20 protein-coding genes are annotated in these 22,244 nt (G+C 63.9%); 15 read left to right on the plus strand and 5 right to left on the minus strand.

Annotation, left to right across the window (positions count from 1 at the left end; all coding sequences use genetic code 11):
* Positions 1-66: 66 nt before the first annotated feature.
* From ruvX to gshB, 4 genes are all read right to left on the minus strand, one after another.
* Positions 67-504, minus strand: coding sequence for a Holliday junction resolvase RuvX (ruvX, locus tag J3P94_RS02485; RefSeq protein WP_305498182.1), 438 nt, complete (start codon positions 502-504; stop codon positions 67-69).
* Positions 504-1,073 (minus strand): YqgE/AlgH family protein, encoded by a 570-nt coding sequence (locus tag J3P94_RS02490; protein ID WP_305498183.1) that lies wholly within the window; start codon positions 1,071-1,073, stop codon positions 504-506. The genes ruvX and J3P94_RS02490 overlap by 1 nt, the downstream gene beginning before the upstream one ends.
* A 203-nt stretch (positions 1,074-1,276) precedes the next feature.
* Complete coding sequence (locus J3P94_RS02495) at positions 1,277-2,173, minus strand: TonB family protein (protein WP_434571196.1); 897 nt, start codon at positions 2,171-2,173, stop codon at positions 1,277-1,279.
* A 96-nt stretch (positions 2,174-2,269) separates the two neighbouring features.
* Positions 2,270-3,241 carry a glutathione synthase gene (gshB, locus tag J3P94_RS02500; RefSeq protein WP_434571198.1) on the minus strand — a complete coding sequence of 324 codons (972 nt, stop codon included), beginning with the start codon at positions 3,239-3,241 and terminating at the stop codon, positions 2,270-2,272.
* Positions 3,242-3,465: 224 nt separating this feature from the next.
* Between gshB and J3P94_RS02505 the strand changes: the two genes are divergently transcribed.
* The 15 genes from J3P94_RS02505 to madM all read left to right on the plus strand — a co-directional run bounded on the left by J3P94_RS02505 (position 3,466) and on the right by madM (position 21,117).
* Positions 3,466-3,894 carry a response regulator gene (locus J3P94_RS02505; protein WP_434571200.1) on the plus strand — a complete coding sequence of 143 codons (429 nt, stop codon included), beginning with the start codon at positions 3,466-3,468 and terminating at the stop codon, positions 3,892-3,894.
* 48 nt (positions 3,895-3,942) lie between these two features.
* Positions 3,943-4,308, plus strand: coding sequence for a twitching motility response regulator PilH (gene pilH, locus J3P94_RS02510; protein WP_186612056.1), 366 nt, complete (start codon positions 3,943-3,945; stop codon positions 4,306-4,308).
* 10 nt (positions 4,309-4,318) lie between these two features.
* Positions 4,319-4,858 carry a chemotaxis protein CheW gene (locus J3P94_RS02515; protein ID WP_434571202.1) on the plus strand — a complete coding sequence of 180 codons (540 nt, stop codon included), beginning with the start codon at positions 4,319-4,321 and terminating at the stop codon, positions 4,856-4,858.
* A 153-nt stretch (positions 4,859-5,011) separates the two neighbouring features.
* Positions 5,012-7,072, plus strand: a complete 2,061-nt coding sequence (locus J3P94_RS02520) for a methyl-accepting chemotaxis protein (RefSeq protein WP_305498193.1) — start codon at positions 5,012-5,014, stop codon at positions 7,070-7,072.
* Positions 7,073-7,257: 185 nt separating this feature from the next.
* The gene (locus J3P94_RS02525) at positions 7,258-13,179 is read left to right on the plus strand and encodes an Hpt domain-containing protein (protein ID WP_434571204.1); all 5,922 of its coding nucleotides are present in this window, start codon (positions 7,258-7,260) and stop codon (positions 13,177-13,179) included.
* Positions 13,172-13,633 carry a chemotaxis protein CheW gene (locus tag J3P94_RS02530; protein ID WP_434571205.1) on the plus strand — a complete coding sequence of 154 codons (462 nt, stop codon included), beginning with the start codon at positions 13,172-13,174 and terminating at the stop codon, positions 13,631-13,633. Before J3P94_RS02525 ends, J3P94_RS02530 begins: the two co-directional genes overlap by 8 nt.
* A gap of 230 nt (positions 13,634-13,863) precedes the next feature.
* Positions 13,864-15,534, plus strand: coding sequence for a malonate decarboxylase subunit alpha (mdcA, locus tag J3P94_RS02535; protein WP_305498198.1), 1,671 nt, complete (start codon positions 13,864-13,866; stop codon positions 15,532-15,534).
* Positions 15,535-16,410, plus strand: coding sequence for a triphosphoribosyl-dephospho-CoA synthase (locus tag J3P94_RS02540; RefSeq protein ID WP_434571206.1), 876 nt, complete (start codon positions 15,535-15,537; stop codon positions 16,408-16,410).
* Positions 16,410-16,709, plus strand: a complete 300-nt coding sequence (locus tag J3P94_RS02545; RefSeq protein ID WP_305498200.1) for a malonate decarboxylase subunit delta — start codon at positions 16,410-16,412, stop codon at positions 16,707-16,709. Before J3P94_RS02540 ends, J3P94_RS02545 begins: the two co-directional genes overlap by 1 nt.
* The gene (locus tag J3P94_RS02550) at positions 16,702-17,553 is read left to right on the plus strand and encodes a biotin-independent malonate decarboxylase subunit beta (protein WP_434571208.1); all 852 of its coding nucleotides are present in this window, start codon (positions 16,702-16,704) and stop codon (positions 17,551-17,553) included. The genes J3P94_RS02545 and J3P94_RS02550 overlap by 8 nt, the downstream gene beginning before the upstream one ends.
* Positions 17,550-18,353, plus strand: a complete 804-nt coding sequence (gene mdcE, locus J3P94_RS02555; RefSeq protein ID WP_434571210.1) for a biotin-independent malonate decarboxylase subunit gamma — start codon at positions 17,550-17,552, stop codon at positions 18,351-18,353. The genes J3P94_RS02550 and mdcE overlap by 4 nt, the downstream gene beginning before the upstream one ends.
* Complete coding sequence (locus J3P94_RS02560; protein WP_434571212.1) at positions 18,347-18,970, plus strand: malonate decarboxylase holo-ACP synthase; 624 nt, start codon at positions 18,347-18,349, stop codon at positions 18,968-18,970. The genes mdcE and J3P94_RS02560 overlap by 7 nt, the downstream gene beginning before the upstream one ends.
* Positions 18,967-19,887, plus strand: a complete 921-nt coding sequence (gene mdcH / locus J3P94_RS02565; protein WP_434571214.1) for a malonate decarboxylase subunit epsilon — start codon at positions 18,967-18,969, stop codon at positions 19,885-19,887. The genes J3P94_RS02560 and mdcH overlap by 4 nt, the downstream gene beginning before the upstream one ends.
* Before the next feature lie 67 nt (positions 19,888-19,954).
* On the plus strand, positions 19,955-20,347 hold the full coding sequence (gene madL / locus J3P94_RS02570) for a malonate transporter subunit MadL (protein ID WP_250963782.1): 393 nt from the start codon (positions 19,955-19,957) through the stop codon (positions 20,345-20,347).
* 5 nt (positions 20,348-20,352) lie between these two features.
* Entirely contained in the window at positions 20,353-21,117 is a 765-nt protein-coding gene (madM, locus tag J3P94_RS02575; RefSeq protein WP_186729218.1) for a malonate transporter subunit MadM, read from the plus strand.
* Positions 21,118-21,236: 119 nt separating this feature from the next.
* On the opposite strand, the gene J3P94_RS02580 is transcribed toward madM, so the two are convergent.
* Positions 21,237-22,151 (minus strand): LysR family transcriptional regulator, encoded by a 915-nt coding sequence (locus tag J3P94_RS02580; protein ID WP_434571216.1) that lies wholly within the window; start codon positions 22,149-22,151, stop codon positions 21,237-21,239.
* Positions 22,152-22,244 lie beyond the last annotated feature (93 nt).

Genomic DNA, 22,244 nt, shown 5'->3' on the forward strand with positions numbered 1-22,244 from the left:
TTGCGGGTCGGTGCTCATGACTCGGCTTGTCGCTAGAAGAAAGCGCCTTGGCGGCGCTTTCAAAAATCAGGTTTCGAACAGGGCGGCGTTGGCATCAAGCCAGCCTTGCAGCAGCAGGGCGGCGGCGATGGCGTCCACCGGGTTGTCGCGGTAACTGCCTTTCTGCCCGCCGCGCATCAGGCGCTCGCCCTTGGCCTCGAAGGTGGTCAGGCGTTCGTCATGGGTATAGAAGGGCAGATTGAAGCGGCCATTGAGCCGGCGAGCGAATTTTTCCGCGCGCAGGCACATGTCGCTGGGCGTGCCGTCCATGTTCAATGGCAGGCCGACCACCACGGCGTCGGGTTTCCATTCCTTGATCAGCGCTTCGACCTGGTTCCAGTCCGGAACGCCGTTCTGCGCTTTTAATGTGCACAGCTCGCGGGCCTGGCCGGTAATGACCTGGCCGACCGCGACGCCGATCTGTTTGGTGCCGTAATCAAAGCCCAGCAGCAGGCGCAGGGCCATCAGGCGTGGCCCGCCTGGCTGGTAAGCAGGCCCAGGTTCACGCCCAATCGGCTGGCCGCCGCTTCCAGGCGCAACTCGCTGCTGGTGTTGAACAGGATGTCGGCATCGAACGGGCACGTCAGCCAGGCGTTGTCGGCCAGCTCGGCTTCCAGCTGCCCGGGTTCCCAACCGGCATAGCCCAGGGCGATCAGGCTTTTTTCCGGGCCGACGCCGTCGGCGATGGCAAACAGCACGTCCTGGGAAGTGGACAGCGACACGCCGTTCAGATCAACGGTGGCCTGGAATTTGGGACCCGACGGATGGAGCACGAAGCCGCGATCGGTCTGCACCGGGCCGCCGATGAAAATCGGTACGTGCTGACACAGGAGTGGCGGCTCGACCTCGGGACGCAGTTGCTCAAGGATATCCGCCAGGTTCAGCTCCTGCGGGCGGTTTACCACCAATCCCATGGCCCCATTGGCCGTGTGCTCGACGATGTAGGTCAAGGTATGGGCAAAGTTCGGATCGGCCATGTGCGGCATGGCAATCAGGAAGTGATGCTTGAGGTACGTGGGGCTGACGTTTTTCATAGGCGCTAGTGTGGCGGCGCATGGCCGAACTGACAAGCCGGGAAATGCTTGAGACTGTCGCAGATCCCCTGTGGGAGCGAGCTTGCTCGCGATAGCAATGGATCATTCAACATGAATGTCGGCTGCTGGTCCGCCATCGCGAGCAAGCTCGCTCCCACCTTGGATCCGGGGTGAGCCTCACTGCGTTGTGGCCAGGGGATGTGTCAGTTACTGGACAGCCGATCGCCCCGGGCAAATTTCCAGGTGCGGATGATTTCCAGGCGGTCGATGTCCGACAGGTCCCCGGTGAACGGCGCGAACGGCGCGGCCAGGCGCACGATCCGCTGGGCGGCCTGGTCCAGCAGCGGCTGGCCGGAGGACTCAAGCACCAGGACTTCATACAGCGAGCCGTCGCGGTTGATTGAAACCATCAGCCGCAAATTGCCGTAGATCTGTTTGCGCCGGGCTTCCTCGGGGTAGTTCAGGTTGCCGATACGCTCGACCTTCTTGCGCCATTCGTCCTTGTACCAGGCGCCCTTGTCGCGCATGGTCGACGCGGCGCTCAGGCGGTGGATGCGCGGGCGCTTGGCGTACAGCTGCTGTTCCTGGGCCAGTTCGGCCTCCAGGCTGGCGATGTCGCTGGACAGCTGGGAGCTGTCGAAGGTCGGTTCCGGCGCCTTGGGCTTGGGATCGGGCTTGACTTCTTCCTTGACCGGGGCCTTTTTCGGCTTCGGCGCGGTAGTGGTCACGGCGGCCTTGGGCGCGGTTTCCTGAACTTCCGGCTTGGCGGCCGGCGGTGGGGTGATCTTCTGGACCTTGTTGTCCTGGAACGGCGCGATTTCGGTCGTCTTGGGAATCGCTTTCTTTTCCAGGGTGCCGCTGCCCTGCTGGTTTTCCTGAGCAAGGAAATCGGCCTTCTGGGGCTTGGTTTCGCTCTTGAAGGTCGCCAGGGTGATCTCCAGGGTCTGGCTGATCTGCTTGGGTTCGACCGTGGCAAACCCGACGCCCAGCAGCACCGCCAGGTGGATCAGTGCCGCCAGGAACAGCGTAAAACCGAGGCGATCAGCCGGGCGCACGCCACGATGGGCGAGCTCTTGGGGCAGATCGGACGGGAGTGTCATGACAAAAAAACCAACATTGCGGGTTTCACAGGCCGGGCATGATAACGCAATGTTGGTTTTTAGCTTCAAGCCTCAAGCTGCAAGCGACAAGCTGCATCAGACTTGCCGCTTGTGGCTTGCCGCTTGCAACTGCTTCTCGATGGCATCCATCAGCATCCCGCCGATGTCGGTGCCAAAGGCATTGTCGATCTCGCGGATGCAGGTCGGGCTGGTGACGTTGATCTCCGTCAGGTGCTCGCCGATCACGTCCAGGCCGACGAACAGCAGGCCTTTCTCGCGTAGCGTCGGGCCGACCTGGGCGGCGATCCAGCGGTCCTTGTCGGTCAGCGGGCGGGCTTCGCCACGGCCGCCAGCCGCCAGGTTGCCACGGGTTTCACCGGCCGCCGGGATGCGGGCCAGGCAATAGTCCACCGGCTCGCCGTCGATCATCAGGATGCGCTTGTCGCCGTCGACGATGGCCGGCAGGTAACCCTGGATCATGATCTGCTGCTTGCCATGCAAGGTCAGGGTTTCGAGGATCACCGACAGGTTCGGATGGCCGGCGGTGTGACGGAAGATCGACGAGCCGCCCATGCCGTCCAGCGGCTTGAGGATCACATCGCCGTGGTGATCGGCGAATTCGCGCAGCACGTCCGGGCGACGGCTGACGATGGTCGGCGGCGTGCACTGCGGGAACAGCGTGGCGAACAGCTTCTCGTTGCAGTCGCGCAGGCTCTGCGGCTTGTTGACCACCAGCACACCGGCGCTTTCGGCCTGCTCCAGCAGGTAGGTGGAGTAGACGAACTCCATGTCGAACGGCGGATCCTTGCGCATCAGGATCACGTCCAGGTCGCTCAGCAGCGCGTCGCTTTCCGCGCCCAGTTCGAACCACTTCTCAGGGTTGGCGAAGACCTTCAGCGGCTTCATTCGCGCGCGCGCCTGGCCCTCGGCCTGGTAAAGGTCGCGCTGTTCCATGTAGAACAGCTCCCAGCCGCGCTTCTGAGCGGCCAGCAGCATGGCCAGCGAGCTATCCTTCTTATAGGAAATGCTGGCGATTGGGTCCATGACAATGCCGACGCGTACGCTCATGGCTTGGTTCCTCGAAAATGGGGTGGGCACGAATGGCTTGAAAAAGTGGCGTCAGAGTGGCGCCCCGAAGTTTGGCGGTCAAGGAAAAACCGCCGTGCCGAGCGGCTGATAGATCGGCGATGGAGACTGTGCTAAAAAGGCTGCCATGTGACGTGCGGGCCTTGAACATCAAGGGTTTGCGCTGTCGATCACACTTACGCGTTAAAAACCGGTTTGCAGTGGCAATGGCAGAGCATCTCACGCAGCAGCAACCCAGCGCCTTGAAGGTCATGGTCATCGACGACTCGAAGACCATCCGCCGCACCGCCGAGACCTTGCTGCGCAACGTTGGCTGCGAGGTCATCACGGCGGTCGATGGTTTTGACGCCATGGCCAAGATCGTCGACCACCATCCGGGCATCATCTTTGTCGACATCATGATGCCGCGCCTGGACGGTTACCAGACCTGTGCCCTGATCAAGAACAACAGCGCCTTCAAGGCTACGCCGGTGATCATGCTGTCGTCCCGCGACGGTCTGTTCGACAAGGCCAAGGGGCGCATCGTCGGCTCCGATCAGTTTCTGACCAAGCCTTTCAGCAAGGAAGAATTGCTGGGCGCGATACAGGCCCATGTCCCGGGGTTTGCCGCTGTCCAGCCGCACCAGGCACATTAATGACGCTCGGCCTTCGGCCTGGGGTCTACAGAAGAAATGGGGAACACCATGGCACGAGTTCTGATCGTCGATGATTCGCCGACCGAAATGTACAAATTGACCGGCATGCTGGAAAAGCACGGCCATCAGGTCTTGAAAGCCGAGAATGGCGCCGACGGCGTGGCCCTGGCCCGCCAGGAAAAGCCCGACGCGGTGCTGATGGACATCGTCATGCCCGGCCTCAACGGGTTCCAGGCCACGCGCCAGCTGACCAAGGACCCGGACACGGGGCATATCCCGGTCATCATCATCACCACCAAGGACCAGGAAACCGACAAGGTCTGGGGGACCCGCCAAGGGGCGAAGGACTACCTGACCAAACCGGTAGACGAAGAAACCCTGATCGCGACCTTGAACAAAGTACTGGCGGGTTGAACGCGCGGCCATGAGCCACTCCCTGACCGCATTCGAACTGTTGCTTCAGATCGATCGGCGCTGTCGGCTGCTGGGCGCGGACCTGCCGTCCCAGCCAACCCATCGCGACAGCTGGAGCGGGATCGGTTTTCGCCTCGGCGAGCATTGGTACGTGGCGCCCATGGGCGAGGTCAGCGAAGTGCTGCACGAGCCGCGCTACACGTCGTTGCCCGGGGTCAAGCCATGGGTTCGCGGAGTGGCTAACCTGCGCGGGCGTTTATTGCCGTTGATGGACCTGTGCGGTTTTTTCGGTCACGAGCTGTCCAGTGTGCGCAAGCAGCGGCGGGTGCTAGTGGTCGATAACGAAGAAGTCTTCGCCGGCTTGCTGGTGGACGAAGTCCTCGGGCTGCAGCATTTCGCCCAGGGCAGCCTGGAACCGGTTTTGCCTGGCTACCTCGATGGCCCGGAATCGGCCTTCGTCCAGGGCCGTTTTCCTGGCGATCGGCAGTGGCAGGTGTTCAGCCCGTTTGCCGTGACGCGTTCGCCAGGGTTCATGAATGTGGCGGTTTAACAGGCCGCAGCGCGGCCTCTGTGGGAGCGAGCTTGCTCGCGAAGGCGCCAGTACAGTCAACATTGATGCAAGCTGTACCGCCGCTATCGCGAGCAAGCTCGCTCCCACATTGGAATGGCAGTGGTTTGAGGTTTTGGGGACAGGCGAGTACCGATGATCAAAGCAAAAACAGGCAAGCCTCTGGAAGCGTCGCGCAGTCGGTCGCAGATCATCGTGCTGTTCGTCGCGCTGATTGTGTTCATCATGCTGTTATTCGCCAACTTCGCGTACCTCAACACCCAGTCCACCTATGACAAACAGTACATCGGCCACGCCGGTGAGCTGCGGGTGCTGTCCCAGCGCATTGCCAAGAACGCCACCGAAGCCGCGGCCGGCAAGGCCGCCGCGTTCAAGTTGCTGAGTGATGCGCGCAACGATTTCGCCCAGCGCTGGGGTTACCTGAAGCAGGGTGACCCGGTGACCGGCCTGCCCCCGGCGCCCGCCACCCTGCGCCCGCAGATGCGCGCGGTACAGCTGGACTGGGAGCGCCTGCTGAAGAACACCGATGCAATTCTTTCCAGTGAGCAGACCGTCCTGTCGCTGCACCAGGTGGCGGCAACCCTCGCCGAAACCGTGCCGCAACTGCAGGTCGAATACGAAAAAGTTGTCGAAATCCTCTTGCAGCGAGGCGCCCCGGCCTCACAGGTGGCCATGGCCCAGCGCCAGTCACTGCTGGCCGAGCGGATTCTCGGCGCGGTGAATACCGTATTGGCCGGCGACGAGAACGCCAGCCAGGCTGCCGACACCTTCGGCCGTGACGCCGCGCGTTTTGGCCAGGTGCTCAACGGCATGCTGCAAGGCGACCCGACCTTGAAGATCCCCCAGGTCCAGGATCGTGACGCCCGGGCGCGCCTGACGGAAATCAGCGAGCTGTTCGAATTCGTCTCGGGGTCGGTGGACGAAATCCTCGAGACCTCACCGGAGCTGTTCAAGGTCCGCGAGTCGGCGGGCAACATCTTCAACCTGTCGCAGACCCTGCTCGACGAAGCCTCTCACCTGGCCACCGCTTTCGAGAACCTGGCCGGCGGTCGTTCCGTCAACAGCATCGGCGGGTATGTGCTGGGCCTGCTGGCACTGATGTCGATCATCCTCATCGGCCTGGTGATGGTGCGTGAAACCAACCGCCAATTGCGCGAAACCGCGGAAAAGAACGAGCGCAACCAGAACGCGATCATGCGCCTGCTGGACGAAATCGAGGACCTGGCCGATGGCGACCTGACCGTCACCGCCTCGGTCACCGAGGACTTCACCGGGACCATCGCCGATTCCATCAACTATTCGGTGGACCAATTGCGCGATCTGGTGGCGACCATCAACCTCACGGCCGGCCAGGTGGCCGCCGCCGTGCAGGAAACCCAGGCCACGGCGATGCACCTGGCCCAGGCGTCGGAACACCAGGCCCAGCAAATTTCCGAAGCTTCGACTTCAATCAATGAAATGGCCCAGTCCATCGACCAGGTATCGGCCAATGCGGCCGAGTCGTCGGCGGTGGCCGAGCGCTCCGTGGAAATCGCCAACAAGGGCAACGAGGTGGTGCACAACACCATTCATGGCATGGACAACATTCGCGAGCAGATCCAGGACACCGCCAAGCGCATCAAGCGCCTCGGTGAGTCGTCACAGGAAATCGGCGACATTGTCAGCCTGATCGACGACATCGCCGACCAGACCAACATCCTTGCGCTCAACGCGGCGATCCAGGCGTCCATGGCGGGCGATGCCGGCCGGGGTTTTGCGGTGGTGGCCGACGAAGTGCAGCGCTTGGCCGAGCGCTCCTCGGCGGCCACCCGGCAGATCGAGACGCTGGTGCGGGCGATCCAGGCCGACACCAACGAAGCGGTGATCTCCATGGAGCAGACCACCACCGAGGTGGTGCGCGGTGCCCGACTGGCCCAGGATGCCGGCGTCGCCCTGGAGGAAATCGAGGGCGTTTCCAAGACCCTGGCGGCGCTGATCCAGAGCATCTCCAACGCGGCGCAGCAACAGACCACCTCGGCGGGACAGATTTCGCTGACCATGAACGTGATCCAGCAGATCACCAGCCAGACCTCGTCCGGCTCAACCGCCACGGCCGAGAGCATCGGCAACCTGGCAAAAATGGCCAGCCAGCTGCGCCGCTCGGTGTCCGGGTTTACCTTGCCGGCGGCGCCTGTGGCGGATGAGGATAAGGTGTGATTGGGCTGCTGGGAGGATATGTCCCTGTGGCAAGGGCGCTTTTGTGGCGAGGGAGCTTGCTCCCGCTGGGGGGCGTAGCCGCCCCAAAGATTTTGTGAGCGCTGCGCACTCAAGCGGGAGCAAGCTCCCTCGCCACGGAGTCCTCGGCCGTACCACAGGCATACGCCTGTTGATTTGGAGTGGTTATGGGTGATCGGCACGACTACGTGGCCCTGGAATGGGTCAAGGGCGAGATTGCCGAAACGCTGAAGCAGGCCCACCTGGCCCTCAATCGCCTGGTGGACGACCCCCAGGCGTCGGATGCGCTTGTCCAATGCCTGGCCTGCATTCACCAGGTCCATGGCGGCCTGCAGATGATCGAATTCTACGGCGCGGCGTTGCTGGCCGAGGAAATGGAGCAACTGTGCAGCGCGCTGCAGGACAACCGCATCGCCCACCGCGAGGAGGCGATCAGCCTGTTGCGCCAGGCCCTGGGCCAGTTGCCGGTCTACCTCGATCGGGTGCAGGGTGCTCGTCGCGACCTGCCGCTGGCGGTGCTGCCCTTGCTCAACGACCTGCGCAGTGCGCGGGGCGAAAGCCTGTTGTCGGAGACCAGCCTGTTCAGCCCGGAACTGCCCGATATCGCGCCGCTGGGCGAGGACGCCTTGAAGCGGCTCGCGCCGGCGGACCTGCCGGGCACCTTGCGCAAATTGCGCCAGACCCTGCAGGTGGCCCTGGTGGGCCTGTTGCGCGAGCAGGACGACGCGACTCACCTCGGTTACCTGGCCAAAGTCTTTCAGCGCCTTGAAGCGCTTTGCGCCGCAGCGCCGCTCAATGCGTTGTGGCAGGTCGCTTCGGCGTTGGTCGAAGGCATGCGCGAGGGGCGTATCGCCAACAGCCCGGCGCTGCGCAGCCTGTTCAAGGATGCTGACAAGGAACTCAAGCGCTTGCTGGAGCAAGGCATGCCGGGCATCAACCAAGCGGCCCCGCCACACCTGCTCAAGAGTCTGTTGTTCTATATTGCCAAGGCCGAACATCCCAGCGGGCAGATGCAGATCATGAAAGAACGCTACTCACTGGACGATGCGCTGCCCGACAGCGCCATGGTCGACGAAGAACGCGCGCGCCTGGCCGGGCCCGACCGCGATGCCATGCGCTCGGTGCTGGCAGCGCTCTGCGAGGAGCTGGTGCGGGTCAAGGAGCGCCTGGACCTGTTCGTGCGCAGCGACCGCCAGCATGCCTCGGAGCTGGACAGCCTGCTGGCGCCCCTGCGGCAGATTGCCGACACCCTGGCGGTGCTGGGTTTCGGCCAGCCGCGCAAGGTCATCATCGATCAACTGGCCGTCGTACTGAGCCTCGCCCAGGGCCAGCGCGAGCCTGATGACGCGACGCTCATGGACGTTGCCGGGGCCTTGCTGTATGTCGAGGCAACCCTGGCCGGAATGGTCGGCACCGTCGAGCCTGAAAGCCGCGAAGACAATCGCCTGCCGACGACCGACCTGACCCAGATCCATCAGATCGTGATCAAGGAAGCCCATACCTGCCTGCAACAGGCCAAGGACATGATCGTCGACTACATCGACGCACACTGGAACAGCGCGCAGCTTGAGCCATTGCCGGCGCTGCTGACCCAGGTCCGCGGGGCGCTGGCGATGATCCCCCTGAGCCGCGCCGCCCGCCTGGTGGAGGCTTGCAACGATTTCATCCGTGAACACCTGCTGCTCGACCCTGCCCAGCCGGGGTGGGAAGCACTCGATCACCTGGCCGATGTGATTACCGGCCTGGAATATTACCTGGAGCGTTTGAGCGAAGACCCGTTGATGCCGGCCGAGAATCTGCTCGACGGCGTCGAGCGGAGCCTGGGCGCCCTCGGCTACTTTCCCGACGAAGCCCGCGTGCCCTTGCTTGATGACCGGCTGAGCCCGAACGAGGCCCAGGTCATGCAGGATTTGCAGGAACTGGACGACCCACAGACTGTGCAATCCCTCGCTGATGTTCTGGCCAGCCCGGTCTCGGCGGTCAACCCGCCGGCCAAAGGCATGCCCGGCAGCCTGCTGCCGCCGCCCGTGGATGAGCATCCGGTGGACGACGAGCTGCGGGAGGTCTTCCTCGAGGAAACCGACGAGGTGCTCGATGTCCTGCGCGAATACCTGCCGCGCTGGGCTGCGCAGCCCGACGACCAAGGCGCGCTCACTGAGCTGCGCCGGGCCTTCCATACCCTCAAGGGCAGCGGCCGGATGGTCCGGGCGCTGGTGTTGGGTGAGTTGGCCTGGGCGGTGGAAAACCTGCTCAACCGCGTGCTGGAGCGCAGCGTCGAGCCGGGCGCTTCGGTTCGGCAAATGCTCGAGGACGCGGTGCGATTGCTGCCGGAATTGGTCGCTGAATTCGCTGCCCAGCGTCAATGCCAGCGCGACGACGTCGACCGTCTGGCCGCTCGCGCCCATGCCCTGGCCAAGGGGGGCGATGAGGAAGACGACGACCAGCAGGACGTGGTCGCTCTCGACCCCTTGCTGCTGAAAATCTTCGACAACGAAGCCCAGGGGCATCTGGCCGCGCTTGATCGATTCCTCGACCTGGCCGCCGAGCATCTGCCATTGCAGGCCAGCGACGAGCTGCAAAGGGCCTTGCATACGCTCAAGGGCAGTGCATCGATGGCCGGTGTGCTGCCGATCGCCGAACTGGCCGGGGCGATGGACGAGATGGCCCGGGAATACAAGGCGCACCTGATCGCTTTCGACCTGGATGAGATCGAGCTGCTGCTGGAGGCTGAAGGGTTGCTGCGCCGCGGTCTGCGCCAGCTGCATAACGAGCCGCTGGCAGCGATTCCCGGCGCCGCGGACCTGATCCAGCGAACCCAGGCACTGTCCGTCGAACGCCTGCAAACGGCTCTCAACACGCCGGACCAGGGCGTGCGGACCAAGCGCGACCCGCAATTGATCAACAATTTTCTCGCCCAGGGCATGGATATCCTGCTGGACGCTGAGAACCTGCTGCGGCGCTGGCAGCAACACCCCGGCGAGGGCCAGGAGCTGAGCGCGCTGCTCGATGAGTTGACCACCCTTGGCGAAGGCGCGCATCTGGCCGACCTGCACCCGGTGGACGAGCTCTGCGAAGCCTTGCTGGACCTGTATGGCGCCGTCGAGGAGAGCAGCCTGGCGGTCAGCGACAGGTTTTTCCATGAGGCGCAGCTTGCTCACGAAGCGTTGATCGACATGCTCGACGAATTGGCTGCCGGCCAGCACGTGCGTGCGCAACCTGCCCGGGTGCAGGCCCTGCGCAGCCTGCTCCAGGAAGGCCTCGACCCGACAGCCACGGGACTGATCCGCAGTGACGGCAGCCGCACGTTGAGCATCCGCGAGCTGGGTCATGCGACGGCTGAGATGGAGCGCAGTTCGCCGGCGGCTGTTTCGGTGGATGACGATATCGCCGCGATCTTTCTCGAAGAGGCCCAGGATATTCTTGAAAGCGCCGCACAGGCCTTGCGGCGCTGGCTCGCCGACCCGGAGAACGGCGCGCCGCTGTCCTCGCTGCAGCGTGACTTGCACACCCTCAAGGGCGGCGCGCGCATGGCGGATGTGCGGCCGGTGAGCGACCTGGCCGGGGAGCTTGAAACCCTATACGAAGGGCTGGTGGATCGCCGCTACAGTTACAGCGAGGAACTGGCGCAACTGCTCAACAGCAGTCATGAACGCCTCGATCTGTTGCTCGGGCAACTGCAGCAAGGCCAACCGCTGGGCGATCCCGTGGCGTTGATCGACGCCATTCATCGTTTCCGCCAGGACAAGCCGAACGCCATCGAGGTGGCGGGGCATCGGCAAAATGACACGGCGGGCCATGATCCGGAGTTGCTGGAAATCTTTCTCGAGGAAGGTTTCGATATCCTCGACAGTTCCGGGGCGGCGTTGCAACGCTGGCAGGAAGAGCCGTCGAACCGTCAGGCGGTGGAAACCCTGCTGCGCGATCTGCACACCCTCAAGGGCGGCGCGCGGATGGTGGAGATCGGGCCCATCGGCGATCTTGCCCACGAACTGGAGAACCTCTACGAAGGGTTGTCGGCGGGCCTGTTACAACCGAGCCCGGCGCTTTTTGCCTTGCTGCAAGGCAGCCATGACCGGCTGGCCCATATGCTCGACGCCGTCCGTGCCGGGCAGCCGTGCCCGCCGGCCGACCGGCTGATCGCACAGATCCAGGCGGTCAATCATCCGCAGGACAGCGAGGCGCCCCAGGTCGTTATGCCGGTCGAGCCGGCACCGGCCCAGGTCGCGCCGCCGATGCGAGCCGAGCCCGCCGCGCCGGGCGATGGCGCGGACATGGTCAAGGTCTCTGCCGAACTGCTCGACGATCTGGTCAACCTGGCCGGGGAAACGTCGATTTTCCGTGGGCGCATCGAGCAACAGGTCAACGATGCGCGCATCGCCCTGAACGAGATGGAAACGACCATCGAGCGCATGCGCGATCAACTGCGACGCCTGGATACCGAAACCCAGGGGCGGATTCTCAGCCGCCAGCAGGTGGACGCCGAGCGACTGGGCTACGAAGAGTTCGACCCGCTGGAAATGGATCGCCATTCCCAGCTGCAGCAACTGTCCCGGGCGCTGTTCGAGTCTGCCTCGGACCTGCTTGACCTCAAGGAAACGCTAGACCGCAGCAACCACGACGCCGAAAACCTGCTGCAACAGCAGGGGCGCATCAACACCGAGCTCCAGGAAGGCCTGATGCGTACGCGCATGGTGCCGTTCGAGCGCATGCTGCCGCGCCTCAAGCGCATCGTCCGGCAGGTGGCGCAGGAGCTGGGCAAGGACGTCGAGTTCGTGGTCGACAATGCCGAAGGCGAGATGGACCGCAACGTGCTCGAACGCATGGCGGCGCCTCTGGAACATATGTTGCGCAATGCCGTTGATCATGGCCTGGAGCCCGCCGATGTGCGCATCGCAGCCGGCAAACCGGCGCGGGGACGCATCAGCCTGGACCTGTCCCGCGAAGGCGGCGACATCATTTTCGACATCCGTGACGACGGCGCCGGGGTGCCATTGGACGCGGTGCGGCGCAAGGCGATAAAGCGTGGGCTGCTGGCGCCCGACAGCGATATCAGCGACCGCGACGTGCTGCAGTTCATCCTGCAGCCAGGTTTTTCCACGGCGGAAAAAATCACCCAGATCTCCGGGCGCGGCGTCGGCATGGACGTGGTCCACGAAGAAGTGCGGCAACTGGGCGGCAGCATGGTCATCGATTCGACGCCGGGTAAGGGCGTGCATTTTCGTATCCGGCTGCCATTCACCGTGGCGGTCAACCGGGCGCTGATGGTGCAGTGTCACGAAGATCAATACGCCATCCCGCTCAACACCATCGAGAGCATCGTCCGGGTATTGCCCGCCGAACTGGATGGCTACTACCAGCTCGATCCGCCGACCTACACCTACGCCGGGCAACGTTATGAGTTGTGCTACCTGGGCGAGTTGCTGAAAACCGGGGCCCGCCCGAAATTGCTCGGCCAGAGCCAGCCATTACCGGTGCTGCTGGTGCAATGCAACGAACGACACGTCGCCGTGCAGGTAGACGCCACCGCCGGCACCCGGGAAATCGTGGTCAAGAGCCTCGGCCCGCAATTCTCGGCGGTCCAGGGCTTGTCCGGGGCAACGATCCTGGGGGACGGCCGGGTGGTGCTGATTCTCGACCTGCTCGCGCCGATCCGCGCCTTGCCCAACCAGGCGGCGCGCCGTCCGGCCGTGGTGCAAGGCGAGGGCGAGCAGCAGCGGCCTTTGCTGGTGCTGGTGGTGGACGATTCGGTAACAGTGCGCAAGGTCACCAGTCGCCTGCTGGAACGCCACGGCATGCATGTGCTCACCGCCAAGGACGGCGTGGACGCCATGGCATTGCTGGCCGAGCATTCGCCGGACCTGATGCTGCTGGACATCGAGATGCCCCGCATGGATGGTTTCGAAGTGGCGACGCAAGTGCGCAACGACCCACGCCTGGCGCATCTGCCGATCATCATGATCACCTCCCGCACCGGCCAGAAACACCGCGACCGCGCCATGGCCATCGGCGTCAACGACTACCTGGGCAAGCCGTACCAGGAGTCGGTGCTGCTCGACAGCATCGCCCACTGGAGCAAGACCCATGCATGAGCACCGCACCAGCCATCTCACTGGTTTGTTGCTGCCCCTGGCCGACCGTCACCTGATCCTGCCGAACGTGGCCGTGGCCGAGCTGATCGACTACCAGAGCAGCGTGTTCGATCTGGACACCCCGCCCTGGTTCCTGGGCTGGGTAAGCTGGCGCGAACGGCAGATTCCGCTGCTGAGCTTCGAGTCAGCCTGCGGCCAGAAGACCGTGATCGGCGAGCGCGCCCGCATCGTCGTGCTCAACGCCCTGGGCGGCCGCCCGGAACTGCGTTTCATCGCGCTGCTGGTCCAGGGCATCCCGCGCTCCTGCAAGCTCGACACCCAGTTGAGCTACGTCGACGTGCCGCTGTGCGGATTGGAGCAGGCGGCCGTGCAAGTGGGCGAGCATGTCGCGAAAGTGCCGGATCTGCTAGCGTTGGAAGAGCTGGTGGTTGCGGCGGGGTTGGTAAGAGCCTGAGTCAGCCATCTGACTAATGTAGGAGCGAGCCTGCTCGCGATAGCGTAGTGTCAGGCAACATCAATGTTGGCTTTTACACCGCCATCGCGAGCAAGCTCGCTCCCACAAGGGTCGCATCAATCCGGGCTAACCATTACTCCCACCGTAACGATCCGCCGCCGAGCTTGATTGATGCCCACGCCACAACACTCCTAAGGTGACCTCCACGACAGCGAACCCGTGGAGTGGTCATGACAACAACAATATCCCCCGACTCGCGATGGACGCGGCGGCGCAGCGAAAAGCAGCGGCGCCTGGCGTTGGTGAAGGGGCTTGCCGACGGTGTGGTCCTGCCCACCGACAAGATCGTCGCGGCGCTGGAGGCGTTGATCCTGCCTGGCGACCGTGTGGTGCTGGAGGGCAATAACCAGAAGCAGGCGGATTTCCTGTCGCGTTCCCTGGCGAAGACCGATCCGGGAAAGCTGCATGACTTGCACATGATCATGCCCAGCGTCGGCCGGTCCGAGCACCTGGACCTGTTCGAGCGCGGCATCGCCCGCAAGCTCGATTTCTCCTTTGCCGGCACGCAGAGCCTGCGCATCAGCCAACTGCTGGAAGACGGCCTGCTGGAAATCGGCGCGATCCACACCTACATCGAGCTCTACGCCCGGCTGGTGGTCGACCTGATTCCCAACGTGGTGCTTTCGGCCGGTTTCATGGCCGACCGCGCCGGTAATATCTATACCGGTCCCAGCACCGAAGACACCCCGGCGCTGATCGAACCGGCGGCGTTCAGCGACGGTATCGTCATCGTTCAGGTCAATCAGTTGGTGGACGATGTCAGCGACCTGCCCCGCGTAGACATTCCAGCATCCTGGGTCGACTTCGTGGTGGTGGCCGACAAGCCGTTCTACATCGAGCCGCTGTTCACCCGCGACCCGCGCCACATCAAGCCCGTGCATGTCTTGATGGCAATGATGGCGATTCGCGGGATCTACGAAAAACACAACGTCCAGTCGCTCAACCACGGCATTGGTTTCAACACCGCCGCCATCGAATTGATCCTGCCGACCTACGGCGAATCACTCGGACTGAAGGGCAAAATCTGCCGCAACTGGACGCTCAATCCGCACCCGACGCTGATCCCGGCCATCGAAAGCGGCTGGGTCGAGAGCGTGCATTGCTTCGGCACCGAACTGGGCATGGAAAACTACATCGCCGCCCGGCCTGATGTGTTTTTTACCGGGCACGACGGTTCGCTGCGTTCCAATCGAATGGTTTGCCAACTGGCCGGGCAGTACGCGGTGGACCTGTTCATTGGCGCCACCTTGCAGGTGGACGGCGACGGCCATTCCTCCACCGTGACCCGTGGCCGACTGGCCGGTTTCGGCGGTGCGCCGAACATGGGTCACGACCCGCGCGGTCGCCGTCACGGCACGCCGGCCTGGCTCGACATGCGCCATGGCGACGGCGAGGCGCCGCTGCTCGAACGCGGCAAGAAACTGGTGGTGCAGATGGTCGAGACGTTCCAGGAGGGCGGCAAACCGACCTTCGTTGACACCCTCGACGCGGTGGACGTGGCGAAGAAAGCCGGCATGCCCCTGGCGCCGATCATGATCTACGGCGACGACGTCACCCATCTGCTGACCGAAGAAGGCATCGCCTACCTGTACAAGGCCCGCTCCCTGGAAGAACGCCAGGCAATGATCGCCGCCGTGGCCGGGGTCACCGCCATCGGCCTGCGCCACGACCCGAAAGACACCGCACGCATGCGCCGCGAAGGGCTGATCGCCTTGCCCGAAGACCTCGGCATCCGCCGCACCGACGCCACCCGCGAGTTGCTCGCGGCCAAGAGCGTGGCCGATCTGGTGGAATGGTCCGGTGGCCTCTACAACCCGCCCGCCAAGTTCAGGAGCTGGTAAATGCGCGCCCTTAATCTGCAACCCAAGACGTTATCCCTGGCTGAACGTTTGGCCGACCTGGCAGTGGACGCGTTGATCGATGAAGCCGACCTCTCGCCCAAACCGGCCTTGGTGGACCGTCGCGGTAGCGGCGCCCATACCGATCTGCACCTGGGCTTGATGCACGCTTCGGCGTTGTCGTTGTGGCCGGCATTCAAGGAAATGGCCGAGGCCGCGTTCGACTGTGGCGAGATCGGCTTGCCACTGCGTGAAGCCCTGGGGCGCATCGGCCGGGAAGGTGAAGCCGCGATGCTCACCACCACGGGCGGTGTGAATACTCACCGGGGCGCGATCTGGGCCTTGGGCCTGTTGGTCGCTGCGGCGGCGCTGGAACCTGAGTCCAGTGGCGCTGGCGCCGTCACGTTGCGTGCCGCCCGCCTGGCCTTGCTCAACGACCGTCATGCGCCTCAACCCTTGAGCCACGGTGCCCAAGTGGCCCAGCGCTACGGCGCCCGCGGTGCCCGGGAGGAAGCGCAACTGGCATTTCCGGCGGTGACAACCCTGGGCCTGCCGCAACTCAAGCGCAGCCGCGCGGCCGGCGTCGGCGAACAGAACGCCCGCCTCGACGCCTTGCTGGCAATCATGACCCGCCTGGCCGACACCTGCGTGCTCTATCGCGCCGGCGAAGCGGGTTTGCAGGCGATGCAGCAGGGCGCCAGGGCGGTGCTCGACGCCGGAGGCAGTGCGAGCCTGGGCGGTCGTCGCCAGCTGCACGTGCTGGACCAACAACTGATTGCCTTGAACGCCTCGCCCGGCGGCGCTGCCGACCTGCTCGCCGCTTGCCTGTTTCTCGACCGTATCGAGCGCAGTGATGGCCTCTTCCCAGGAGTGTGCTGATGCAAACCTTATCCTTTGAATTCACCGCCGGGCAGCCGCCACGGGGCCGGGCGCTGGTCGGCTGCGTCGGCTCGGGCGATCTCGAAGTGCTGATCGAGCCCGGGCTGGCGGGCAAGCTGACCATCCAGGTGCAGACCTCGGTCAATGGCAGCGAGCAACGCTGGCAGCACTTGTTCGCGCGCATGTTCGACGGCCAGACGCCTCCCGCGATGGCCATCGAAATTCACGATTTCGGCGCCACCCCCGGTGTGGTGCGTCTGCGCCTGGAACAAGGCTTCGAGGAGATCGGCCATGACTGACAGCGCTGCGTTGCTCAACAAGCACAGTTTCGTCGAGCTCGGTGCCCGGCAACGGGCCAGGGCCTTGCTCGATGACGGTTCGTTCCGCGAACTGCTCGACCCCTTCCAGCGAATCATGTCGCCGTGGTTGCTGCGTCAGGGCGTGGTCCCGCAAAGCGACGATGGCGTAGTGATCGCCAAGGGCGAGCTCGACGGTTTGCCGGTGGTCATCGCCGCCATTGAAGGCGCGTTCCAGGGTGGCAGCCTCGGTGAAGTCGGCGGGGCAAAGATCGCCGGTGCCCTGGAGCTGGCGGCCGAGGACAATCGCAAAGGCATCCCGACCCGGGCCGTGTTGCTGCTGGAGACCGGCGGCGTGCGTTTACAGGAAGCCAACCTCGGGCTCGCGGCAATTGCCGAGATCCATTCGGCGATTATCGACCTGCGCCAATACCAGCCGGTGGTTGGCGTAGTCGCTGGCAGCGTCGGCTGTTTCGGCGGCATGTCCATCGCCGCCGGGCTGTGCAGTTATCTGCTGGTGACGCAGGAAGCGCGGCTGGGGCTGAACGGTCCGCAGGTGATCGAGCAGGAAGCCGGCATCGATGAGTACGACTCCCGCGACCGTCCGTTCATCTGGAGCCTGACCGGTGGCGAACAACGTTTCGCGACCGGGCTGGTGGACCGCTACGTGGCCGATGACGTGGCGCAGATTCGTCGTCAGGTCTGCGAACTGTTGCATCTGGGTGTGCCCACTGAACACCGCAGTGGCCAAGCCAGATTGTTCCTCCAGCGCCTGTCGCGCCTGGACACCGAGGTGCAAATCGAACCGGCAGCGGTTCGCCAGTTGTATCAGGGAGAACGTCCATGAATACATATTCTTTGAGGGGCCTGCGCTGGTTCGAGGCCTTGAGCGGTGGCGTCAAACCGTTGGAAGGCTTGCCTGCTTCGCTGAAAGTGGCCGATGTCCAACTCGGCGAACAAACCGCGCGTCTATTGGCTGTCGTGGCCGATCCCGCCAACCGTTTCCCTCGGGCGCGCAATGGCGAAGTCGGTTTGCTCGAAGGCTGGGGCCTGGCCAACGCCGTGGACGACGCCATCGAGGCCGATCGCAACGCGGCCAGCAAACGTGTGCTGATCGCCATCGTCGATGTGCCGAGCCAGGCCTACGGTCGGCGTGAAGAAGCGCTGGGCATTCATCAGGCTTTGGCCGGCGCGGCGGACAGTTATGCCCGGGCCCGACTGGCCGGGCATCCAGTGATCGGTTTGCTGGTAGGCAAGGCGATGTCCGGTGCGTTCCTCGCCCACGGCTACCAGGCCAACCGGTTGATCGCCTTGCGCGACCCGGGCGTGATGGTCCATGCGATGGGCAAGGCTTCGGCAGCGCGGGTCACCCTGCGCAGCGTCGAGGAACTCGAAGCCCTGGCCGCCAGCGTGCCGCCGATGGCCTACGACATTGACAGTTTTGCCAGCCTGGGACTGCTCTGGGAGACCTTGTCGGTCGAACAGATCGAGCAGCCGACGGCGGCGGACCTGGCGCGGGTGAGCGACTGCTTGCTCCAGGCGATCAACGACGTGGCGGGCACACCTCGGGATCTCAGCGGTCGCCTGGGCGCTGTTCACCGGGCAGCGTCCAGCCACGTTCGGCAATTGTTGAGGGCGCAATGGTGAGCATGCTCCTGGCCCATGACCTGCTCTGGGGGATGACTGCTTTGCAGTTGCCTGCGGATGCGCCGGGCTGGGCTGTCGAGTCGCTCGACCTCGGGCAACCGGTCGTGGTGCGCCGCGCGCTGTCCTCGCCTGGACACATCGCCGTGGGCTTGCGCGGTCGCTCTCGCGAACAGCGCTACGCCGCATCAATGCCGGTGGCGGCGATCCAGCGTCGCGTGCGCCCGGAGGACCTCTGCCATGTTCAATCCCCGCGCGACCTCCCGGCCTTGCAAGCGCTGGCCGAGTTGCGCCCGCTGCTCGACGCCAGTGGCTGGGCCTGGGGTGTCAGCGGCAGCGCCGGGTTTGAACTCGCCACCGGTGTCGAGGCACTGCATGAGCGCAGCGACCTGGATCTGATTCTGCGCACGCCGCAGTGCCTGGATCGGCTCCTGGCCAAGGAGTTGCTGGCGCTACTGGATGCTTCGGTATGCGCCGTGGACATGCAGTTGCAAACCCCTTGCGGCGCCGTCGCCTTGCGCGAATGGGCGGGCTCGTCCCGTCGGGTCTTGCTCAAGGATGATGTTCAGGCCCGGCTGGTGGGCGATCCCTGGCAGCCTTCGTTGGAGCAGGTCGCGTGAGCAGCCTTTTCGTCTTTCCCGGCCAGGGTGCGCAGCGCGTGGGCATGCTTCATGGGGTGGCGCCGCGGATCCTGGACGAGGCGAGTGCTGTGCTCGGTGAGGACGTTTTGCGGTTGGACACCGCCCATGCGTTGCAATCGACCCGCGCCGTGCAGCTGTGCCTGTTGATCGCCGGCGTGGCGGCAGCCCGTCGATTGCTGGAACAGGCTCCCGCGCCTGACTATGTGGCGGGCCTGTCCATCGGTGCGTATCCGGCGGCAGTAGTGGCCGGAGCGCTGGCTTTCGAGGATGCGTTGCGACTGGTCAGCCTGCGCGGCGAACTGATGCAGCAGGCCTACCCGCAAGGCTACGGCATGACGGCAATCATCGGCCTGGACCTCGCGGCGGTGGAAGCCTTGCTGGCCCAGGTACACAGTGAAACAACGCCGGTCTACCTGGCCAATATCAATGCCGATAACCAAGTGGTCATTGCCGGCAGCGACGGCGCCATGGGCCTTGTTGCCGAAAAGGCTCGGAGCCAAGGCGCTGGCAAGGCCTGCCGGTTGGCGGTGAGCGTACCGTCCCATTGCCCGTTGCTGGAGGCGCCGGCCCGGACGTTGGCCGAGGCGTTTGCCGAGGTGCCGTTGAAAGCTCCGACACTGGGCTATCTCAGCGGCAGTCGCGCCCGACCGGTGATAAAGGCCGACGCGCTGCGCGACGACCTCGCCTTCAACATGTGCCGTGTCGTCGATTGGCGCGGCACGGTGCAAAGCGCCTACGAGCGAGGCGTGCGGTTGCAGATCGAACTGCCGCCCGGTGCGGTGCTCACCGCCCTGGCGCGCCGGGTGTTCGAGCAGGGCTCCGTCATTGCCTTCGACGGTGCTCGGCTCGATACCTTGCAAGCGCTGTTGCGTGAGGAGGGAAGCCGCCAACCCTAGACCACCGACTCAAGCTGGCGAAGCACAAAAACAACAACTTCGACGATGCAATTTGAGGACTACGACAATGATTATCTACGGTGTGGCGTTCCTGGCCTTTTGTACCCTGGCGGGTATTTTCATCGGCGAGCTGCTGGGCAAACTGATTGGCGTGCCGGCCAACGTCGGCGGCGTCGGCATTGCGATGCTGCTGTTGATTGGCCTGGGCAGTTACCTGAACAAACGCGGCCTGTTCACGGGCAAATCCGAGGCCGGCGTGGAATTCTGGAGTGCGGTCTACATCCCCATCGTGGTCGCGATGGCGGCCCAGCAAAACGTCTACGGTGCACTCAAGGGCGGGCCGATGGCGATCCTGGCCGGGACCCTGGCGGTGGTGATTGCCTTTGCGTTGGTACCGGTGCTGGTGCGCATTGGCAACAAAGGGCCTCAGGCCGACATCTCCGTCAAGACGGTCGGGTGATTGCCATGTACGAATCCATGATGAAAGTCATCACCGGCTACGGCCTGATCAGCGGTTTTGCCATTGTCGGCATCACCATGTGGGTGTCCTACTGGATCAGCAATACGTTTACCAAGGGACGCCTGCATGGTTCGGCGATCGCCATCCTGCTGGGACTGGTGCTCTCCTACATCGGCGGGGCAATGACCGGTGGGCAGAAGGGCGTGGTGGACATTCCACTGCTGTCCGGGATTGGCTTGCTGGGCGGCGCCATGCTGCGGGACTTCGCCATCGTCGCCACGGCGTTCGGCGTGAGTGTCGAGGAACTCAAGCGCGCCGGTTTCGTTGGAGTGCTGGCCTTGTTTGTCGGCGTCGGTACGTCGTTCATTGCCGGTGTTGGCGTGGCGATGGCCTTTGGTTATACCGATTCGGTGAGCCTGACCACCATCGGTGCGGGAGCCGTGACCTACATCGTCGGGCCGGTGACCGGGGCGGCGATTGGGGCCACTTCCGAGGTGATGGCCCTGTCCATTGCCGCCGGGTTGATCAAGGCGATCCTGGTGATGGTGGCGACACCGTTCGTGGCGCCGTACATCGGTCTCAACAACCCTCGTAGCGCGGTAATCTTTGGTGGGCTGATGGGCACCTCCAGCGGCGTGGCCGGTGGCCTGGCTGCGACCGATCCGAAGCTGGTGCCTTATGGCTGTCTGACGGCGGCGTTCTATACCGCCCTTGGGTGCTTGCTCGGGCCTTCGCTGTTGTTCCTGATCATGCGGGGGTTGATGGGGTAGGGCTTCAGTTATTCTTTGAAAGGACTGGCGTCATCGCGAGCAAGCTCGCTCCCACAGGGGATTTGTGAGCACCGATCCAATGTGGGAGCGAGCTTGCTCGCGATGAAGGCGGCTGGGTCTCAAGCCTGGCGATTGGCATACATCCGGCACTCCGCCAACAGCGCCAGCAGGTTCGGATCGCGCTCCTTGGCCTTGAGGAACACCACGCCGATGTGCTGCTGCAACCGGTACTTTTCCTGCAACGGGATCAGCTTCACCCGGTTTTCATACACCGCCGCAATCCGGCCTGGCAGCAAGGCGTAGCCCACCCCGGAGCTGACCATGCTCAGCAGGGTGAAGATGTCGTTGACCTGCATCGCCACTTTCGGCTCGAACCCCGCCTGCTTGAACACCCGGATACCGTCCTGATGCGTGGCGAAGCCCTGGGTCAGGGTGATGAAGGTCTCGTCGCGGACTTCGGCCAGGTCGACCTCGCTGCGTTGGGCGAAGGGCGAGTCGGCGGGCGTGGCGAGGAAAATGTCATCGGAAAACAGCGCGATCTGCTCGCAATCCGGGTCGTGGACGCTGTCGTCCAGCGACACCAGGATCGCATCGACCTCCATGTTCTTGAGCTTGTACAACAGGTCGATGTTGGAGCCCATGATCAGATCGATGTTGAGCTCGCTGCGCCGGATCTTCAGGCCCATGATCAGTTGCGGCACGGTCTTGACGGTCAGTGAATACAAAGATCCCAGCTTGAAACGCTCGGCGGAAAAACCGGCCGCCTCGCGGGTCAGGCGTACGCTTTCGACCACGTCCTGAATCAGCTTCTGCGCACGCTCCTCCAGCACATAGGCGCTTTCCAGCGGCGTGAGATTGCGGCCTTCGTGCTTGAACAACGGACAGCGCAACGCGCTCTCCAGCGAGTGAATGGCCCGATGCACGCTGACATTGCTGGTCTGCAACTCGACCGCCGCCCGCGCCAGGTTGCCGGTGCGCATGAACGCCAGGAACACCTCGAGTTTCTTCAGGGTCAATTCTTCGTCGATGAGCATGGGGCGGACTCTTGTTCGTATGGGCTGATTGTGCCCCATGTCTTCCCGGCGACGCGATTTATGTGGCTTGGGTGCTGTTGTGGCGAGGGAGCT

It is taken from the genome of Pseudomonas sp. Z3-8, assembly GCF_051131975.1.
Lineage (GTDB): Bacteria > Pseudomonadota > Gammaproteobacteria > Pseudomonadales > Pseudomonadaceae > Aquipseudomonas.

Bases quoted from the DNA above. Each gene is read 5' to 3' on its own strand.
- J3P94_RS02545 (WP_305498200.1), top strand. From the start codon at position 16,410: ATGCAAACCTTATCCTTTGAATTCACCGCCGGGCAGCCGCCACGGGGC.
- J3P94_RS02580 (WP_434571216.1), bottom strand. From the start codon at position 22,151: ATGCTCATCGACGAAGAATTGACCCTGAAGAAACTCGAGGTGTTCCTG.
- madL (WP_250963782.1), top strand. From the start codon at position 19,955: ATGATTATCTACGGTGTGGCGTTCCTGGCCTTTTGTACCCTGGCGGGT.
- J3P94_RS02515 (WP_434571202.1), top strand. From the start codon at position 4,319: ATGAGCCACTCCCTGACCGCATTCGAACTGTTGCTTCAGATCGATCGG.
- J3P94_RS02520 (WP_305498193.1), top strand. From the start codon at position 5,012: ATGATCAAAGCAAAAACAGGCAAGCCTCTGGAAGCGTCGCGCAGTCGG.
- J3P94_RS02490 (WP_305498183.1), bottom strand. From the start codon at position 1,073: ATGAAAAACGTCAGCCCCACGTACCTCAAGCATCACTTCCTGATTGCC.
- pilH (WP_186612056.1), top strand. From the start codon at position 3,943: ATGGCACGAGTTCTGATCGTCGATGATTCGCCGACCGAAATGTACAAA.
- J3P94_RS02525 (WP_434571204.1), top strand. From the start codon at position 7,258: ATGGGTGATCGGCACGACTACGTGGCCCTGGAATGGGTCAAGGGCGAG.
- J3P94_RS02530 (WP_434571205.1), top strand. From the start codon at position 13,172: ATGCATGAGCACCGCACCAGCCATCTCACTGGTTTGTTGCTGCCCCTG.
- J3P94_RS02495 (WP_434571196.1), bottom strand. From the start codon at position 2,173: ATGACACTCCCGTCCGATCTGCCCCAAGAGCTCGCCCATCGTGGCGTG.
- J3P94_RS02540 (WP_434571206.1), top strand. From the start codon at position 15,535: ATGCGCGCCCTTAATCTGCAACCCAAGACGTTATCCCTGGCTGAACGT.
- J3P94_RS02560 (WP_434571212.1), top strand. From the start codon at position 18,347: ATGGTGAGCATGCTCCTGGCCCATGACCTGCTCTGGGGGATGACTGCT.
- J3P94_RS02550 (WP_434571208.1), top strand. From the start codon at position 16,702: ATGACTGACAGCGCTGCGTTGCTCAACAAGCACAGTTTCGTCGAGCTC.
- mdcE (WP_434571210.1), top strand. From the start codon at position 17,550: ATGAATACATATTCTTTGAGGGGCCTGCGCTGGTTCGAGGCCTTGAGC.
- J3P94_RS02505 (WP_434571200.1), top strand. From the start codon at position 3,466: ATGGCAGAGCATCTCACGCAGCAGCAACCCAGCGCCTTGAAGGTCATG.
- mdcA (WP_305498198.1), top strand. From the start codon at position 13,864: ATGACAACAACAATATCCCCCGACTCGCGATGGACGCGGCGGCGCAGC.
- madM (WP_186729218.1), top strand. From the start codon at position 20,353: ATGTACGAATCCATGATGAAAGTCATCACCGGCTACGGCCTGATCAGC.
- gshB (WP_434571198.1), bottom strand. From the start codon at position 3,241: ATGAGCGTACGCGTCGGCATTGTCATGGACCCAATCGCCAGCATTTCC.
- ruvX (WP_305498182.1), bottom strand. From the start codon at position 504: ATGGCCCTGCGCCTGCTGCTGGGCTTTGATTACGGCACCAAACAGATC.